The organism is Nonomuraea sp. NPDC050536 (assembly GCF_044457685.1).
Classification (GTDB): domain Bacteria; phylum Actinomycetota; class Actinomycetes; order Streptosporangiales; family Streptosporangiaceae; genus Nonomuraea.
The window spans coordinates 196,876-214,724 of sequence record NZ_JBITHD010000013.1 but is presented as its reverse complement, the minus strand read 5'-3'; the positions used below and the strand labels follow the sequence as shown (position 1 = coordinate 214,724).

Genomic DNA, 17,849 nt, shown 5'->3' with positions numbered 1-17,849 from the left:
ATTTCGGTAGGCTGACGACTATGACAACGCCAGCGGAACGCTACGCGGCCTTCCGTGAGAAGTACGCGGACGACGGGGCTGCCTTCAGATCGTTCCGGGGGCTGTACGACTTCGCGCTCGACGACTTCCAGATCGACGCCTGCAGGGCGCTGGAGGCGGGAGACGGGGTCCTGGTGGCCGCCCCCACCGGCTCGGGCAAGACGGTCGTCGGCGAGTTCGCCGTGCACCTCGCCCTCGAGCAGGGCATGAAGTGCTTCTACACCACCCCGATCAAGGCGCTGTCCAACCAGAAGTACAACGACCTGGTCAAACGGTACGGCACGGCCAAGGTGGGCCTGCTGACCGGCGACAACAGCGTCAACGGCGAGGCCCCGATCGTGGTCATGACCACCGAGGTGCTGCGCAACATGCTCTACGCCGGGTCGGGCACCCTGGCCGGGCTCGGGTTCGTGGTCATGGACGAGGTCCACTACCTGGCCGACCGCTTCCGCGGCGCGGTCTGGGAAGAGGTCATCATCCACCTGCCCGAGTCGGTCCGCCTGGCCGCGCTGTCGGCCACGGTCAGCAACGCCGAGGAGTTCGGCGAGTGGCTGGGCGAGGTCCGCGGCGACACCACGGTCATCGTCGACGAGCACCGCCCGGTGCCGCTGTGGCAGCACATGCTGATCGGCAACCGCATCTACGACCTGTTCGTCAACGACGACCTCACCCCGCGCATCAACCCCACCCTGATGCGCGTCACCCGCGACGCCGAACGCCTGACCGCGGGCAAGGGCAGGAGAGGGTACGGCAGGCCGTCGCGCTCCCGCCCGCCCGACCGCGCCGCCGTGATCGAGAAGCTGGACGGCGAGGGGCTGCTGCCGGCCATCACGTTCATCTTCTCCAGGGCCGGCTGCGACGCGGCCGTCATGGCGTGCCTGTACGCCGGGATCCGGCTGACCACCGAGCGGGAACAGCACGAGATCCGCCAGATCGTCGACGAGCGCACCGCCCACCTGCCGGACGAGGACCTGGCCGTGCTGGGCTACCTGGAGTGGCGCGACTGCCTGGAGCGCGGCCTGGCCGCCCACCACGCGGGGATGCTGCCCGCCTTCAAGGAGGTCGTGGAGGAGCTGTTCACCCTCGGCCTGGTCAAGGCCGTGTTCGCCACCGAGACCCTGGCCCTGGGCATCAACATGCCCGCCCGCAGCGTGGTGATCGAGAAGCTGGACAAGTGGAACGGCGAGATGCACGCCGACCTGACGCCGGGGGAGTACACCCAGCTCACCGGCCGGGCCGGGCGGCGCGGCATCGACGTGGAAGGCCACGCGGTCGTCCTGTGGCAGCCCGGCATGGACCCGCTGTCGGTCGCCGGCCTGGCAGGCACCCGCACCTACCCGCTGCGCTCGTCCTTCCAGCCCTCCTACAACATGGCCGTCAACCTGGTCGGCCAGTTCGGCAGGGAGCGCGCCAAGACGCTGCTCGAGGCCTCCTTCGCCCAGTTCCAGGCCGACCGGGCCGTGGTCGGGCTGGCCAAGCAGCTGCGCAAGCAGGAGGAGGCGCTGGCCGGCTACCAGGAGTCGATGACCTGCCACCTGGGCGACTTCCCCGAGTACGCCGCGCTGCGCCGCCGCCTGTCCGACAGGGAGGCCGAGCTGTCCAGGCAGCGCGGCGCCGCCCGCCGCGCGGCAGCCGTACGCTCACTGGAGGAGCTGAAGCCCGGCGACGTGATCCGCGTGCCGGGAGGCAGGCGCGCCGGTCTGGCCATCGTGCTGGATCCCGGGCGCAACCCGCGCGGCCAGGGGCCCAGCCCGCTGGTGCTGACGATCGGCAAGCAGGTCAAGAAGCTGGACCCGGCCGACTTCCCCGTGCCGGTCGAGCCGATCGAGACCGTGCGCATCCCGAAGAACTTCAACGGCCGCTCGCCCAAGGAGCGCGCCAACCTCGTCTCCACGCTGCTGGCCAAGATCGGCGACCGTGACCTGGGCAAGCCCGCCAGGGCCCGCGACCACACGGTCGAGGACGAGGAGATCAACGAGCTGCGCAGGCAGATCCGCCAGCACCCCTGCCACGGCTGCGACGAGCGCGAGGACCATGCCCGCTGGGCCGAGCGCTATTACAAGCTGCTGCGCGAGACCGAGGGGCTGCGCCGCCGCGTCGAGGGCCGCTCGCACGTCATCTCGCGCACCTTCGACCGGATCTGCTCGGTGCTCGAGCAGCTGGCCTACCTGCACGACGAGACCGTCACCGACGAGGGCCGCCGCCTGGGCCGCCTGTACACCGAGCTGGACCTGCTGACCGCCGAGTGCCTGCGCAGCGGCATGTGGGAGGAGCTCGACCCGGGCGAGCTGGCCGCGTGCGTGTCGGCGCTGGTCTTCGAGTCCCGCGCGGCCGACGACGCCCGCAGGCCGAAGATCCCGGCCGGGCGGGCGCAGGACGCGCTCACGCGGATGGTGCGGCTGTGGGGCGAGCTGGAGGCCATCGAGTCCGACCACGGGCTGTCCACGATCCGCGAGATCGACCTGGGCTTCGCCTGGGCCGCCTACCGCTGGACCAAGGGCCACAACCTGGACGCGGTCCTGATGGACGGCATCAACGGCAACGAGCTGGCGGCGGGCGACTTCGTGCGCTGGATCAAGCAGCTGATGGACCTGCTCGGGCAGCTGGCCATCGCCGCGCCCAAGGGCAGCAAGGTCAGGCAGAACGCCATCAAGGCCATCGACGGCATGCGCCGGGGCGTTGTGGCATATTCATCCCTTTCCTGATCCTGCTGTACGGCAGGCTGCCGCAGCCGCCGACCGCCGCTCTTCGGCTGATGGCCTGAGAGCGGCGCCGGCGGCGAGTCGGTGACTGCTGCTCGCCGTCACGGCGCTTCGGAAAGCGGGCACCGCGGTCCGCGCGCCGCGCAAACTGACCGACCGGTCAAGGTCGTGTCGTCACGGGTTCACGCAACGTAACCTCCGGGCCAGTTTTCCGAGGTGGGGCAGCGGAAATCCCCATGGCGGAAGCCCCACCCGCGGAGGTTGAGATGTTCGCCCTGCTAGCCGCCCTGCTGTTCGTCCTCGCGCTCATCTTCGAGATCGCCGGCCTCGCCGTCGGCGGCGTGGTCACGGTCGCCACCCTCGGCACCGCGGGCCTGCTCTGCCTCGCCCTGCACCTGATGGGCGTGGGCACCGGCTGGAGCCCGCTCAAGAAGTCCTGACACCCCACCCCCCCAGGAGCCGCGCCCGATGCGCGGCTCCGCCGTTTTTCACGCCAGGCTGAAGCGGACTTCGCGGGTGGCGGGGTCGGCCTGGGTCAGGCGGACCGTGATGCGTTCGCCGAGCGGGAGACGGCCGTCGCACCGGGCGATCACGGCGGGATCGGTGACCTGAACCTGGCCGCCGTCGCCCTTCTGGTCGGCGTCGATGACCATCGCGTCGAAGGCCTGCCCGATCCGCTCGCGCAGCAGGAACGCCTCCACCAGGTCCACGCAGGCACGCTCGACCGCCCCGGCGCGCCGGCCCGAGGACGACATGATGTCCGGCAGCCCCGGCAGCGTCGCCTCCACGGCCTCGGGCACCGGCTCGCCGTCCGCGATCGCCAGGCACACCTCCGTGGCGTACCGGTCCACCAGCCGCCGCAGCGGCGCCGTCACGTGCGCGTACGGCGCGGCCACCGCGGCGTGGTCGGCCAGCGGCGGAGGCGCGCCGTTGAAGGCCACGTAGCCGGCGCCCCGCAGCAGCACCTTCGACTCGTGCAGGAACGCCGCGTGCCGGGGATTCTTCGGATCCAGGTCGTGCACCACCGTGCCGTAGGAGGCGCCGTCGGGCCAGGGCACCTCGAGCGCGGCCGCCACCCGGCGCACCTTGGCCAGCTCGCCCGGCTGCGGCGGCGGCAGCACCCGCAGCACCCCGATCTCGGCGTCCAGCATCATCGACGCGGCCGCCATCCCGGTCAGCAGCGAGATCTGCGCGTTCCACGCCTCGGCCGGCACCGGCACCCGGTACTCCAGCCGGTAGCTGCTCATGCCCGAGTCCGGCACGATCTCCTGCTCCGGCGTGGGCAGCGTGACGCCGCCGCGGGCGCGCTCCAGCTCCAGCCGTAGCCGCCCGATCTCGGCCAGCAGTCCCAGCGTGCCGTCGGCGGTGCCGGTGTCGACGGCCGCCTGCACGTAGTCGTAGTCGAGCCGCTCCCGGCTGCGCACCAGCGCCCGGTGCACGTCGGCGCCCACGGTGCGGCCTTCGGCGTCCAGGTCGATCCGCCACACCGCGGCCGGGCGCACGGCGCCGGGCAGCAGGCTGGCCGCGCCCTCCGACAGCACCTTGGGGTGCAGCGGCACCCTGCCGTCGGGCATGTAGACGGTCTCGCCCCGGTGCAGCGCCTCGGCGTCTATCGCGCCGCCCGGCCGTACGAAGGCCGCGACGTCGGCGATGGCATACCAGACGCGGTAACCGCCGCGCAGGCGCTCCAGGTGGACGGCCTGGTCGAGGTCCATCGAGCCGGGCGGGTCGATGGTGACGAACGGCAGGTCGGACAGGTCTCTGGGCTCCCGCGGGGCCTCGGCGACCTTCGCCGCCTCCTCCAGCACGGCCGGCGGGAACTCCTCCGGCAGCCTCTGCTCGCGCCTGATCCGCTCGAACCCGTCGTCCAGCCGCGCAGGGACGCCGCCGGGCACTCGAATCTTGGTCGTCACCCGATCAAACCTATCGCCACCCCGCCCCGCCCCCTCCTCGACGCCACGAAAGCAACCCCGCCGCACCCCCCCAAAGCCCACCCCGCTCGCCAGAAACACGACCCCACAAACACGACCGCCGCCCAGGCCGCGATCCGCCGCAGACCGCAGCCAAACGCACCACCAGGTCCAGCACCACCACAGCGCCCGGCCCCGCCCGCGATCCGACCCGCACCGATTCCGAAGGCCCCACGCCCAGCATCGCGATACCCAGCCCTGACCGCGGCCTGCCCCGCGTTGGTCCGAAGGCCTACACATCCACCGCCACGGCGCCCGGCACCTACCGCGATCGCTCCTACGCCGGATCCGAAGGTGCCCACGGCTCAGCATCGCGACGCCTGGCCCCGGTGGGGGCTGGTTCGGGGGTTACTTGGGGAGGGTGTCGAGGAGGCGGTTGAGGGGGCTGTCCAGGTCGTAGTGGTCGGCCAGCCGTACCAGGGCCTCGGGGTCGCGAGGCTTGGCGGGCAGCGCGAGGTCGGCGGCCGGCAGCGGCGCGTCAGGGGCGACCTCCACCACCTTCGGCGCGACGCGCAGGTAGTCGCGGGCGGCGGCCAGCTTGGTGCGGGCACCGGCGGGGAAGCCGTCGGTGACGCCCGCGTCCAGCGCGGCCAGCAGGGCCTCCAGCGACCCGAACCGGGTGATCAGCGACGCGGCCGTCTTCTCGCCCACTCCGGACACGCCGGGCAAACCATCGCTCGGGTCGCCGCGCAGCGTCGCGAAGTCGGCGTAGGCACGGCCCGGAATGCCGTACTTGGTGGTCACGAACGCCTCGTCCACCACCTGCAGGTTGCGGATGCCGCGCGCCGTGTAGAGCACGCGGACCGGCCGGGAGTCGTCCACCAGCTGGAACAGGTCGCGGTCGCCGGTCACGATGTCCACCGCGCCACCGGCTTGGTGGGTGAGCGTGCCGATCACGTCGTCGGCCTCGTAGCCCGCCGACTCCATCCTGGCGATGCCCACGGCGTCGAGCATCTGCTCGATCACCGGGAGCTGCGGCACCAGCGCCTCGGGCACGACCTCGGTGTTGCCGTAGGCGACCCGGTGCGCCTTGTAGGTCGGGATCGCCTCGACCCGGAACTTCGGCCGCCAGTCAGCGTCCATCGTCGCGACCAGCTCGTCGGGCCGGTACTTACGGACGAGCGTGGCGATCATGTCGATGAGCCCGCGCACCGCGTTGATCGGCATCCCATCGGGCGCGGTCATCGACTCCGGCACACCATAGAACGCCCTGAAGTACAGCGACGGCGTATCGAGAATCATCAACACCCGGCCATACTCCCACGTCCCCCCGACATCTTCCCTTCTCCCGCAACGCCACTGCCCTCCGGTTTCTGGGGCCGTGGTGCCGGTATCACGGAGCGGTGTAGCGGCGGGACGCGTCAACGCCGAGGCGGTGGGATGGTGCGGGGGAAGTGGCGTGGATGGCGGGGACTGGGGGCGTGTCGGTACGGCGGGCTGCGGGGCCGTGGTGGCGGGGTTACGGGAGTGCGTAGCGGTGGGACGTGTCATCGCCGGAGGAGCGTCTCCCTGGACGGGGCCCGGCCGGAGTGCGGCGGGTGGCGGTGGCGGCGGCTTGCCGTACGAGGGAAGGCGCTGGCAAAAGAGGAAGGCTCCGGCAAAGAGGGGGCGGCGGACAGCCGTTCAAGGGAAATCGGAAGGGAAAGAGTCGGCTAGGGGCGGACGGCGATGGCGAGGAGGCAGGCGTCGTCTTCGGGGTTGGGGCCGCCGATGTCGGTGAGGAGGCGGTCGAGGCCGGCGTCCAGGTCGCGGCCCGTCAGCTCGCGGGCGGCGGCGAGCGCCAGGTCGAGGCCCTCGTCGATGTCGCGGGTGCGGCGTTCCACCAGCCCGTCGGTGAACAGCAGCAGCAGGTCGCCCTCCCGCAGCTCGATGCTGGCCAGGTGGTAGGGCTGTTCGCAGGTGGCGCCGAGGATGACGCCGCGCGGCTGCGTCAGCTGGCTGGACTTGCCGTCGCGGACCAGGATGGGCCCGAGGTTGCCCGCCTGCCCCCAGGTGAACACGAGCGTGGCAGGGTCGAGGTAGCCGACCACGCAGGTGGCGGTGGTCTCGTGCAGCCGGTGCAGGACCAGCTCGTTGAGCCACACCAGCAGCCGGTTGGCCGGCTCGCCGGTCATGGTGAGCCCGACGAGGGCGTGCCGCAGCTGGGCCATGTGGGCGATGGCGGCCAGGCCGTGGCCGGAGACGTCGCCGATGGCCAGCAGCACGTTGCCGTGGGGCAGCGCGGCCGCCTCGAACCAGTCGCCGCCCAGGTTGGCGGTCTTCTCGGCGGGCACGTAGCGCACGGCGATGCGGGTCTGGTACAGGTCGAGGTAGCCGTCGGGCGCGGGCAGGATGGCCTCGCGCAGGGCCAGCATGACGGTGCGCTCCTCGGCGGCCTTCTCGCGGGCCTCCAGGAGCTGGCGGCGCGACTCGGACATGATGCGCTCGGCGCGGCGGCGGCCGGTGATGTCCTGGATGACGCCGTGCACGCCGGTGGGGCCGCCGGGCGCCATCAGCGGCTCGAGCACGATGCGCAGGTTGCGGGCCTCGCCGCCGCGGCGGATGCGGAACTCGGCCTGCACCGGTTCGACGCCCTGCACGACGGTCCACAGCAGCTGGTCGAGGGCGCCGATGTCGGCGGGCTCGACGTAGGCGGCCAGGTCGGGCAGGCTGATGGGCCCGTCGGCGCGGGCACGGCCGAAGATGACGTAGACGTGGTCGGACCAGACGGCCTCGCCGGTGTGCAGGTTCCACTCGGCCCAGCCCATGTTGCCCAGGCGCTCGGCGTGGGCGAGGCGCACCGCCAGCATCTCGCCGTCGCGTTCGGCGGTCTGCTGCTCCGCCAGATGCTGGACGAGCTCGGCGGCGCTCATCGGCGGTGTTGGGAGGGGAGGCTGATGGCCGCCCGCGACGTCGACCATATTCACTCCTGCAGATGGATCGGGATAATCACCAAACACTAAGTGATCGGCCTTGAGCGGAGTGTAGCGATATCTTGGGTGTTGGGAGTCCTTTTCGCGGATTTTAGGTAACCGGCTAAGAGTAGATTTGTGCCCGTGACGTCCTCTGACCTTTACCCCGTGTCCCGGCTGGCCGCCGCGCAGGAGGCCACCGCCAAGGCGGGGCTCGACGCGCTGCTGCTGACGCCCGGGCCCGATCTTCGTTATGTGAGCGGCTACGAGGCCCTGCCGCTCGAAAGACTGACGTGCCTGGTGGTGCCCGCCTCCGGTGAGGCCTACATGATGGTGCCCAGGCTGGAGCTGCCGGCCGCGCAGGCCTCGCCCGCCTCGCGCCTGGGGCTGGAGTTCGTGGCCTGGGACGAGACTGACGACCCCTACATGATCGTGGCCAAGCGGCTTGGCCAGGTGGGCAAGGTGGGGCTGGCCGACCGGATGTGGGCGATGGCCTCGCTGCGCTTCCGCGACGCGATGCCGGGCGCCGAGCAGGTGCTGGCCGGCACTGTGCTGCGCGAGCTGCGCATGCGCAAGTCGCCGGCCGAGGTGGCGGCGCTGCGGGAGGCCGGGGAGGCGATCGACGCGGTGCACCGGCTGGTGCCGGAGTTCCTGCGTCCCGGCCGCACGGAGCGCGAGGTCGGCCGTGACATCCACGACGCGATCCTGCAGGCCGGGCACGCCACGGTCGACTTCGTCATCGTGGCCTCCGGCCCGAACGGGGCCAGCCCGCACGCCGAGGTCTCCGACCGGGTGATCCAGGCGGGCGAGCCTGTCGTGGTGGACATCGGCGGCCAGATGCACAGCGGCTACTGCTCCGACTCCACCCGCAACTACTGCGTCGGCGAGCCTCCCGCCGACTACGCGGCCTACTTCGAGGTGCTGCGGCGCGCCCAGGAGGCGGCGTGCGATGCGGTGCGGCCCGGCGTGACGTGCGAGTCGATCGACGCGGTGGCGCGTGACGTCATCACCGAGGCCGGCTACGGCGAGTACTTCATCCACCGCACCGGACACGGCATCGGCATCGAGACGCACGAGGAGCCCTACATCGTCAAGGGCAACTCCGAGCTGATGGAGGCGGGCTTCGCCTTCTCTGTGGAGCCGGGCATCTATCCTGGACAGCACGGCGCCCGGATCGAGGACATCGTCGTGTGCACCGAAAACGGTGGCGAGCGCCTGAACAACACCCCTCGAACATTGGTGATCGTTTAGGCAGAATCGGGGGCACGTACACTCTCATGAGGAGTTTGTCTCGATGACTGTTGAGCGTGCCCTGCCTACCCCAGAGGCGCACGACCTGATCGACCTGACCCGCGAGCTGGTCGCCAAGGAGGTCGCGCCCCGGGCCGCGGCCGACGAGGCGGCCGGGCGGTTCCCGCGCGAGATCTTCACGACGCTGGGTGCCGCCGGGCTGCTCGGCCTGCCGTACGCCGAGGAGTACGGCGGGGCGGCCCAGCCGCAGGAGGTCTACCTGCAGGTGGTGGAGGAGCTGGCGGCCGGGTGGCTGGCCGTCGGCCTCGGGGTGTCGGTGCACACGCTGTCGTGCTTTCCCGTGGCCGGCTTCGGCTCGCCGGAGCAGCGCGAGGAGCTGCTGCCCGGCATGCTGGCCGGTGACCTGCTCGGCGCCTACTGCCTGTCGGAGCCGCAGTCCGGCTCGGACGCGGCCGCGCTGACCACCAAGGCCGTGGCGGGCCCCGACGGGTACGCCGTCGACGGCGTCAAGGCGTGGATCACCCACGGCGGCGTGGCCGACTACTACATGCTGATGGCCCGCACCGGCGAGGCCGGCGCGCGCGGCATCTCCTGCTTCCACGTGCCCGCGGGCATGGAGGGGCTGTCGTTCGGCCCGCCCGAGCACAAGATGGGCATGCGCTCCTCGCCGACGGCACAGGTCCGCTTCGACGGCGTACGGCTGGCGCCGCAGGCGCTCGTCGGGTCCGAGGGGGAGGGCTTCAGGATCGCCATGGCCGCGCTGGACGGCGGGCGGCTCGGCATCGCCGCGTGCGCGGTCGGCGTGGCGCAGGCGGCCCTCGACGCGGCCGGCGCCTACGCCCGCGAGCGGCGCCAGTTCGGCAGCCGGATCGTCGACTTCCAGGGCATCGGGTTCATGCTGGCCGACATGGCCACCCAGATCGCCGCCGCCCGGGCGCTCTACCTGGACGCGGCGCGGCTGCGGGACGCAGGCAGGCCGTACAGCACGCGGGCGGCGATGGCCAAGCTGTTCGCCACCGACGTGTGCATGAAGGTGACCACCGACGCGGTGCAGGTGCTGGGCGGCTACGGCTACGTCGAGGACTTCCCCGTGGAGCGGTACATGCGCGAGGCCAAGGTGCTGCAGATCGTGGAGGGCACCAACCAGATCCAGCGCTTGGTGATCAGCCGGGCGCTGGCCAAGGAGTGACGGTCTCCGGGCTGACTGGGATCTTGATCGGACCCACGTGATCATGTGAGAATTCGGCAATAGCTGGATATTCGGGTTACTTGGGGGCGTCGCCCATGGTCCGCGAGCCGATCGAGCGGCCCTAGGATGCCGGACGACGAGCTGACCGAGGCGTTCGCACTCGGCAGCACGTGCGCGCTGGCGGCCGAGTGCGGCAGGGATCTGCGGCAATGTGCCCAGATGTACGGCGAGCTGTTCCCCCCGGGCGCCTTCGACACCGAGCTCTACACCACGCTGTCGCTCACGGGCGCCTTCAGTGCCCCGTGGGCGACGGCCCAGCGGCTGCGGGTGGCCAACCGGGCGGCGCTGTGGGTGCTGGCCGTCGGGCGGCTGGTCGATCGCACCGCCACCGGGCGGCGCACCGTGGCGGCGCTGGCGGAGGAGTGCCTGGCCGTGGCCGACGGGGCCACCCCGCACGCGGCCGTGACCCGTTTCCTGGCCGACCTGCGCGACGAGCTGGCCACGGTCAGGGAGTTCGAGGCGCTGCGCCCGCTGTGGCGCGACCAGCTGGCCCGGATGCTGGAGGCCATGACGCGCGCCTGGTCCTGGCGCGACACCCGGGCGGTGCCGTCGTTCACCCGTTACCTGGACAACGCCGACAGCCGCGGGACGTGCTTCGTGGACCTGTCGCACTGGATCTACGCCGGCGACTCCTGGGCCCGGCGGCACCTGACCGAGCTGCGGGAGGTCAGCGCGCACGTGCAGCGCTACCTGCACCTGCTGGCCGACCTCGCCACCTACCGGCGGGCGGTGAGCTGGGGCGACCTCAACGTGCTCATGCTGGGCGTCAGCCGGGCCGAGGTGGGCCAGACGATGGCCCGCCTGTCGCGCGAGGCGGGCGAGCTGCTCGCGCCGGTGGGGGAAGGCAGCCCGCGGACGGCCGCCTACCTGCGCCGTCAGATCGGCTTCAACGCCGGCTATCACGAGATTTCGGGCTACTGGCAGGACATGTAACGGACAGTGCCGGAAGGTTGACAGCAGGCTTGACAATCCGGTGGGAGCTGCGCGAACAAGGGTGCTCGGGATGACAAACTATGACATATTGCTTCCTGGGATGAATTGCGGCTTGAGTGGAATTTGTGGCGTTGCTAGGGTGTCTCGTTGCCAGGTAGGTGGATTGACCTTTTCTCTGCGCCTTGACATGTTCCACTGACCGTGGCTACTCAAGGCGGAATGCGCACGCGCGGCACGGCTTACGGGCACGACCGCGAAGGGAACAGGGCGGTGCTCGATGGACTTCGGTCGCTCTGATCGCTGGCGGTTGCCGACCGCGATCAAGATTCTGGTCGCTGGGGGGTTCGGCGCGGGCAAGACCACCATGGTGGGAGCCGTGTCGGAGACTCGCCCCCTGCGCACCGAGGAGGCGCTCACGCATGCGGGCGTCCACGTCGACGACCTGTACGGCGTCGAGGGCAAGCCGACCACCACGGTGGTCATGGACTTCGGCCGCATCACGATCCGCGACGACTACATGCTGTATCTGTTCGGCACGCCCGGCCAGGAACGCTTCTGGTTCGTCTGGGACGAGCTGGCCATGGGCGCGCTGGGCGCCATCGTGCTGGCCGACACCCGTCGCCTGGCCGACTGCTTCCCCGCCATCGACTACTTCGAACGCCGCGAGACGCCGTTCGTGGTCGCGCTCAACTGCTTCGACGGCGCCCGCCCGTTCACCGTCGGTGAGGTGCGCAAGGCGCTGGAGCTGGACCCCGAGATCCCGATCGTGCTCTGCGACGCCCGCAGGCGAGATTCGGGCCGGGAGGTCCTGATCACGCTCGTGGAGCATGCCATGCGGACAGGCGCCCAACCCGTCGGGACCATGTCGTGACCACGACCGGTTACCTTTGACCGATGGAGGAGATCGACCGCCGGATCGTCACGCTGCTGGCCAGGGACGGCCGGATGAGCTTCACCGATCTGGCCAAGGAGACAGGCCTGTCGGTCTCGGCCGTGCACCAGCGGGTGCGCCGCCTGGAGAAGCGCGGCGTGCTGCGCGGCTACGCCGCCATCATCGACCACGACGCGGTCGGGCTGCCGATGACCGCGTTCGTGTCGATCAAGCCGATCGACCCCGCCGCGCCCGACGACGCCCCCGACCGGCTGGCGCACCTGCACTCCATCGAGGCCTGCCACAGCGTGGCCGGTGACGAGAGCTACATCCTCAAGGTGCGGGTCGGCTCGCCGGCCGCGCTGGAGGAGCTGCTGCAGCAGATCCGGGAGTCGGCCAACGTCTCCACCCGCACCACGGTCGTGCTGAGCACGCCGTACGAGCATCGTCCGCCCGAGCTCAGCGAGGAGCCTCTTCCCACTCCAGGCGACCTGTAGAAACCGTGGCGCGCCAGCCGCGCAGCGGCTTGCCGCTCTCCAACGCGGCGGCCGTGTCGCGCAGCAGCGCCAGGTAGGACGGCCAGACCACGTCGCCGCTGGTCGTGAGCCCTTCCTCGTTGTAGTACTCGCCGGTCCTGCCTGTGCGCGGGTCGAGGAACAGGTTGCCGCCGTCGCCCGAGTCGGCGAACGGGACCAGGTGCCCGTCCCACCAGCTCCCGCTGTCGTCGCCGCCGTCGATGATGATGCCGCAGAGCATCTTCCAGTCGTCGTGGACGGCCTTGGCGGACATGTAGGAGTAGAAGGGCTCGGGGCCGAACCCGCCGCCGCCGTCGTGGCGCAGCAGCGAGGCGCGCAGGTCGTCGGGGAAGCGGGCGCCCATGGCCGCCTCCATCCGGGCGATGTCCATGGCTCGGGCCGGTCCGGGCAGCGACCGGTAGGTCTTGGGCGCCTTGCGCGCCAGCCACCGCTCGATGCGCCGCCACACGGCCGCCACCTGAGAGGTCGCGGTACGGCCCGGCGTCCGCACCACCGGGGCCTGATGGCCGGGACGGCAGCCGAGGGCGCGAGCCTGCCTGGCGGTCAGCTTCGTCTCGGTCGGCGTGGGCGTCGGGGTCGGCGTGGGAGTCGGGCGCGGCCCTCCGGCGCAGCCGCCCGGCAGGGCGGCGGGCGCCTTGGCCCAGCGCAGCTCGCATCCCTGCACGACCGGATACCACTCGCGCAGCTTCGCGCCGCGCTCCAGCGAGCCGGCCACGGCCTCCAGCATGTCCGCGTACGAGGGCCAGCCCATCGGGCCGTCGAAGCTGAGCGCCTTGCCGTAGCTTTGCTCGCCCACCTGGCCGGTGCGCTGGTCGATGAACAGGTCCGCGCCGTTGCCGGTGGAGCCGACGGGGATCAGGCTGCCGTGGTCGGGATCGGCCGCCTCCGTCCAGCCTAGGACGAGGCTCATGCACCGGGACTCGGTCAACGACCAGATGTCCTGCGCGCCGGCCAGGCCTACGCCGGACGGCAGCTGGAACGCGGCGCCGAAGTTGCCGTCCGCGCCGTCGTGGCGCAGCAGCGAGGCATACAGGTCGTCGGGCAGCCTGGCGCTTCGATACTTCTCCAGCCCGTCCAGGTCCGTGCCGGCGGCGGGGAAGCGCAGTTTGCGCAGGGTGGCCGAGGCGTGGGCGCCCAGCCAGCGGTCGATCCGGTCCCAGGCGGCGTTCACCCGCCCGGCCACCGCCGTGTCCAGGGCGCGCGGGGAGACCGAGGGGGTCGGGGTCGGGTCGAACGAGGGCTGGAGGTCGGGCGTCTGCGGGCCGTTCTCGGGCTCGACCGTCAGGGGTCTGCATCCGGCCGCCCTGGCCTGGTCGGGAGTGAGCATCCTGGCCTGCATCGCGGCATCGACCTTCGGGTCCCCGCAGTCGATCGAGATCGTGTCGCCGCCTCCGCCGAAGCTGCACATGACCACCTTGCTGCCCCCCGCGTGCCCCGCCGCGCTCGCCGTGGCCGCTCCGGCCAGCAGGATCAGGGGCAGCGCGAGCCGTACCAGCCGTAAGCCGATCATTCCCGGCACATTACCGGCGAGCCAAGGGTGTTCGGGATTGTCGAACACCGCTAAGGTTGGTGGCGTGGGAGAGACGATCCAGTCGGTGGAGCGGGCGGCGGGCATCCTGCGCCTGCTCGCCTCGGGGCCGCGCGAGCTGGGGGTGGCCGAGCTGGCCAGGGCCATGGGACTGCCCAAGGGCACCCTGCACGGCATCCTGCGCACGCTGGTCCACGTCGGCTTCGTCGAGCAGGACGAGATCACCGGCAAGTACCGGCTCGGCGGCACGCTGCTGCACCTGGGCAGCAGCTACCTCGACGTCAACGAGCTGCGCACCCGCTCGCTCAACTGGGCCGACGCGCTGGCCGGCCGCAGCAGGGAGAGCGTGTGGATCGGCACCCTGCACGAGGGTGAGGTGCTGGTCGTCCACCACGTCTTCCGCCCCGACGACAGCATGCAGGTCCTGCAGGTCGGCACGCTGCAGCCGGTCCACGCCAGCGCCCTGGGCAAGGTGCTGCTGGCCTACGACCCGTACGGCGAGGCCGAGCCCCGCCCGCTGGCCGCCCACACCCCCCGCACCCTGGTCACCGCCGACGACCTGGCCAAGGAGCTGGAGCTGGTGCGCGGCCGGGGATGGGCCGCCGACGTGGAGGAACTGGTTGAGGGAGAGGTCTCCATCGCCGCCCCGATCCGCGACCGCCGAGCCGTCACCGTGGGCGCCATCGGGGTGCGCGGCGCCGTCGAACGCCTGACCACGGCAGGGGAGCCGCGCATGGACGTGGTCTCCTTCGTCCGCGACGCGGCCAGGGCCATCACCCGCGACCTATCCCGCTCTTGACAGACCAGCTAGGTTCGGTAATCCCGAACCGCGTGAAGTGAGGACACCTCCCGTGCCGCAGTACGTCGCCGCCATCGACCAGGGCACCACGTCCAGCCGGTGCATGGTCTTCGATCAGGCAGGCCGTATCGTCTCCGTCGCGCAGCGCGAGCACCGGCAGATCTTCCCCCGTCCCGGCTGGGTCGAGCACGACGCCGCCGAGATCTGGCAGGCCGTCCAGGACGTCATGCGGCGGGCCGTGGACGACTTCGGGCAGATCGCCGCGCTGGGCATCACCAACCAGCGCGAGACCACCGTGCTGTGGGACCGGCACACCGGCGAGCCGGTGGCCAACGCGATCGTGTGGCAGGACACCCGCACCGACGCCCTCGTGCGCGGCCTGGCAGGACACGAGCAGCTGTTCCGGCAGAAGGCCGGGCTGCCGCTGGCCACCTACTTCTCCGGGCCGAAGATCCGCTGGCTGCTGGAGGAGACGCCGGGGCTGCGCGAGCGGGCCGAACGGGGCGAGGTGCTGTTCGGCACCATGGACAGCTGGCTGATCTGGAAGCTGACCGGGCGGCACGTCACCGACGTCACCAACGCCAGCCGCACGCTGCTGATGAACATCCACACCCTGGCCTGGGACGACGACCTGCTCGACGTGCTGGGCGTGCCGCGCGCGATGCTTCCCGAGATCCGGCCTTCGGCTGAAATCTATGGACATTTCGCGAAAGTGCCGGTGGCGGCGGCGCTAGGCGACCAGCAGGCGGCGCTGTTCGGCCAGACCTGCTTCGCGCCCGGCGAAACCAAGAGCACCTACGGTTCGGGCAGTTTCCTGCTGATGAACACCGGCGCGGAGCCGGTCACGTCCAAGCACGGCCTGCTGACCACGGTCGGCTACCAGATCGGTGACGCCCCGGCCACCTACGCGCTGGAGGGCGCGATCGCGGTGACCGGCTCGCTGGTGCAGTGGCTGCGCGACAACCTGGGCCTGATCTCCAGTGCGGCCGAGATCGAGACGCTGGCCAGGACCGTGGAGGACAACGGCGGCTGCTACTTCGTGCCGGCCTTCTCCGGTCTGTTCGCGCCGCACTGGCGCAGCGACGCCCGAGGGGTGATCGCCGGGCTGACCGGGTTCGTCACCAAGGGGCACATCGCGCGGGCCGTGCTGGAGGCCACCGCCTGGCAGACCCGGGAGGTCGTCGACGCGATGAACGCCGACGCCGGCATCGCGCTGACCTCGCTGCGCGCCGACGGCGGCATGACCGCCAACAACCTGCTCATGCAGACGCTGGCCGACGTGCTCGACGTCCCCGTGGTGCGGCCGATGGTGGCCGAGACCACCTGCCTGGGCGCCGCCTACGCCGCGGGCCTGGCCACCGGGTACTGGCCCGACACCGGGGCGCTGCGGGCCAACTGGCACAAGGCCGCGGAATGGCGTCCGCAGATCACCGCGGAAGCCAGGGACAGGGAGTACGCCAACTGGCGCAAGGCCGTCGAACGCACCCTCGACTGGAGCACCACATGACGATCGCCACCCTCGACAACCGGGCCGCCACCCGCCAGGAACTGACGCGGACCACCTACGATCTGCTCGTCATCGGCGGCGGCATCCTCGGCACGTCGGTCGCCTGGATGGCGGCCCAGGCGGGGCTGCGCGTGGCCATGGTGGAGGCCGGCGACTTCGCCGGCGCCACCTCGAGCGCCTCCTCCAAGCTCGTCCACGGCGGCCTGCGCTACCTGCAGACCGGCAACGTCAAACTGGTCGCCGAGAACCACCGCGAGCGCCGCGCCCTGGCCGCCGACATCGCCCCGCACCTGGTCAAGCCGCTCAGTTTCGTCGTGCCGATCTACCGCGGCGGCCCGCACGGCGCCGCCAAGCTGGGCGCGGGAGTGTTCCTGTACTCGGCGCTGTCGGTGTTCGGCGACGGCGTGGGCCGCGTCATCACCCCGCACCAGGCGCTGGCCAAGGTGCCCGCGCTGCGCGCCGAGGGCCTGCGCGCGGCCGCCGTCTACGGCGACCACCAGATGAACGACAGCCGGGTGGCCGTCATGACCGTGCGCGCCGCCGTCGACGCGGGAGCGGTCGTGCTCAACCACGCCGAGGTGGTCGGCCTGCGCCTGACCTCCGGTACGGTGACCGGCGCCGACCTGCGTGACCGCTGCGACGGCACGGAGTTCGGGATCGACGCGCGCCTCGTGCTCAACGCCACCGGCCCGTGGCTGGACCACCTGCGCCGGATGGAGGACCCGGACGCCGCGCCCAGCATCCGCCTGTCCAAGGGCGCCCACCTGGTGATGCGCCGCGGCGAGCCGTGGAAGGCGGCCCTGACGATTCCCATCGACAAGTACCGGGTGTCGTTCGCCATCCCGTGGGAGGACCACCTGCTGCTCGGCACCACCGACGAGGCCTACGAGGGCGATCCCGCCCAGGTACGCGCCACGGACGCCGACATCGCCCAGATCCTGGACGAGGCAGGGCACGCCGTACAGGGGCTGAACAAGGACGACCTCACCTACGCCTTCGCCGGGCTGCGGGTGCTACCGGGCGGGCCGAGGTCGGTCGCGGCGGCCAAGCGCGAGACGCTGCTGAGCCGCGGCAAGGGCGGCATGCTGTCGGTCGCCGGCGGCAAGTGGACCACCTACCGGCACATCGGCAAGCTCGTCCTGGACACCCTCGCCCACCTGCCGGGACGCCCGCTGGGCGACGACCTGGCCGCGATACTGCCCGCGATGCCGCTGCCCGGCCTGGCCAGCCCCGACGCGGTGGCGCTGCGGCTGTGGAGCGACCGCGAGCCGGGCCACCGCATGGACCCGCTGGTCGCGCGCCACCTGGCCGCCCACTACGGCTCGATCGCGCTCGACCTGGCCCGCCTCATCCGCGACGACCCCGCGCTGGGCGAGCGCATCCACCCCGACGGTCCCGACATCTGGGCCCAGGTCGTCTACGCGCGCGACCACGAATGGGCCGTCACGGTCGACGACGTGGCACGACGGCGCACCACGCTCACCGTGCGCGGCCTGGACACCCCCGACGTCCGCGACCGCGTCACCGGGATCCTCGGCGCGTCCTGACCCCGCCGCGTGCCCGGCCGCCGAGC

Annotated in this window: 14 protein-coding genes; 10 read left to right on the top strand and 4 right to left on the bottom strand. The window is 71.5% G+C overall.

What is annotated here, in order from left to right:
• The first annotated feature begins 20 nt into the window (after window positions 1–20).
• Together ACIBHX_RS32705 and ACIBHX_RS32700 are read left to right on the top strand one after the other, a co-directional pair.
• Complete coding sequence (locus ACIBHX_RS32705) at window positions 21–2,744, top strand: DEAD/DEAH box helicase (RefSeq protein ID WP_397071217.1); 2,724 nt, start codon at window positions 21–23, stop codon at window positions 2,742–2,744.
• A gap of 263 nt (window positions 2,745–3,007) precedes the next feature.
• Window positions 3,008–3,181, top strand: a complete 174-nt coding sequence (locus tag ACIBHX_RS32700; protein ID WP_397071216.1) for a hypothetical protein — start codon at window positions 3,008–3,010, stop codon at window positions 3,179–3,181.
• Between the two features lie 48 nt (window positions 3,182–3,229).
• Here the strand turns inward: ACIBHX_RS32700 and ACIBHX_RS32695 are convergent, their stop codons facing one another.
• From ACIBHX_RS32695 to ACIBHX_RS32685, 3 genes are all read right to left on the bottom strand, one after another.
• Complete coding sequence (locus ACIBHX_RS32695) at window positions 3,230–4,654, bottom strand: RNB domain-containing ribonuclease (protein WP_397071215.1); 1,425 nt, start codon at window positions 4,652–4,654, stop codon at window positions 3,230–3,232.
• Between the two features lie 405 nt (window positions 4,655–5,059).
• The gene (locus ACIBHX_RS32690; RefSeq protein ID WP_397071314.1) at window positions 5,060–5,953 is read right to left on the bottom strand and encodes a 5'-3' exonuclease H3TH domain-containing protein; all 894 of its coding nucleotides are present in this window, start codon (window positions 5,951–5,953) and stop codon (window positions 5,060–5,062) included.
• Window positions 5,954–6,363: 410 nt separating this feature from the next.
• The gene (locus ACIBHX_RS32685) at window positions 6,364–7,611 is read right to left on the bottom strand and encodes a PP2C family protein-serine/threonine phosphatase (RefSeq protein WP_397071214.1); all 1,248 of its coding nucleotides are present in this window, start codon (window positions 7,609–7,611) and stop codon (window positions 6,364–6,366) included.
• Between the two features lie 135 nt (window positions 7,612–7,746).
• Here ACIBHX_RS32685 and ACIBHX_RS32680 point away from each other — a divergent pair, with 135 nt between their 5' ends.
• The 5 genes from ACIBHX_RS32680 to ACIBHX_RS32660 all read left to right on the top strand — a co-directional run bounded on the left by ACIBHX_RS32680 (window position 7,747) and on the right by ACIBHX_RS32660 (window position 12,403).
• Window positions 7,747–8,853 carry a M24 family metallopeptidase gene (locus ACIBHX_RS32680; protein WP_397071213.1) on the top strand — a complete coding sequence of 369 codons (1,107 nt, stop codon included), beginning with the start codon at window positions 7,747–7,749 and terminating at the stop codon, window positions 8,851–8,853.
• Between the two features lie 43 nt (window positions 8,854–8,896).
• On the top strand, window positions 8,897–10,042 hold the full coding sequence (locus ACIBHX_RS32675; RefSeq protein ID WP_397071212.1) for an acyl-CoA dehydrogenase family protein: 1,146 nt from the start codon (window positions 8,897–8,899) through the stop codon (window positions 10,040–10,042).
• 126 nt (window positions 10,043–10,168) lie between these two features.
• Entirely contained in the window at window positions 10,169–11,035 is an 867-nt protein-coding gene (locus ACIBHX_RS32670; protein WP_397071211.1) for a terpene synthase family protein, read from the top strand.
• A gap of 277 nt (window positions 11,036–11,312) precedes the next feature.
• Window positions 11,313–11,906, top strand: coding sequence for a GTP-binding protein (locus ACIBHX_RS32665; protein ID WP_397071210.1), 594 nt, complete (start codon window positions 11,313–11,315; stop codon window positions 11,904–11,906).
• A gap of 23 nt (window positions 11,907–11,929) precedes the next feature.
• Window positions 11,930–12,403, top strand: coding sequence for an Lrp/AsnC family transcriptional regulator (locus tag ACIBHX_RS32660; RefSeq protein WP_397071209.1), 474 nt, complete (start codon window positions 11,930–11,932; stop codon window positions 12,401–12,403).
• Here ACIBHX_RS32660 and ACIBHX_RS32655 read toward each other — a convergent pair.
• Window positions 12,366–13,952 carry an SMI1/KNR4 family protein gene (locus ACIBHX_RS32655; protein ID WP_397071207.1) on the bottom strand — a complete coding sequence of 529 codons (1,587 nt, stop codon included), beginning with the start codon at window positions 13,950–13,952 and terminating at the stop codon, window positions 12,366–12,368. The genes ACIBHX_RS32660 and ACIBHX_RS32655 overlap by 38 nt on opposite strands.
• Before the next feature lie 64 nt (window positions 13,953–14,016).
• Here ACIBHX_RS32655 and ACIBHX_RS32650 point away from each other — a divergent pair, with 64 nt between their 5' ends.
• Genes ACIBHX_RS32650 through ACIBHX_RS32640 form a run of 3 tightly spaced genes read left to right on the top strand, consistent with a single transcriptional unit; the run spans window position 14,017 to window position 17,823 of the window.
• Complete coding sequence (locus ACIBHX_RS32650) at window positions 14,017–14,769, top strand: IclR family transcriptional regulator (RefSeq protein WP_397071206.1); 753 nt, start codon at window positions 14,017–14,019, stop codon at window positions 14,767–14,769.
• 52 nt (window positions 14,770–14,821) lie between these two features.
• Window positions 14,822–16,276 carry a glycerol kinase GlpK gene (gene glpK, locus ACIBHX_RS32645; protein ID WP_397071205.1) on the top strand — a complete coding sequence of 485 codons (1,455 nt, stop codon included), beginning with the start codon at window positions 14,822–14,824 and terminating at the stop codon, window positions 16,274–16,276.
• Window positions 16,273–17,823, top strand: coding sequence for an FAD-dependent oxidoreductase (locus ACIBHX_RS32640; RefSeq protein WP_397071204.1), 1,551 nt, complete (start codon window positions 16,273–16,275; stop codon window positions 17,821–17,823). Before glpK ends, ACIBHX_RS32640 begins: the two co-directional genes overlap by 4 nt.
• Window positions 17,824–17,849 lie beyond the last annotated feature (26 nt).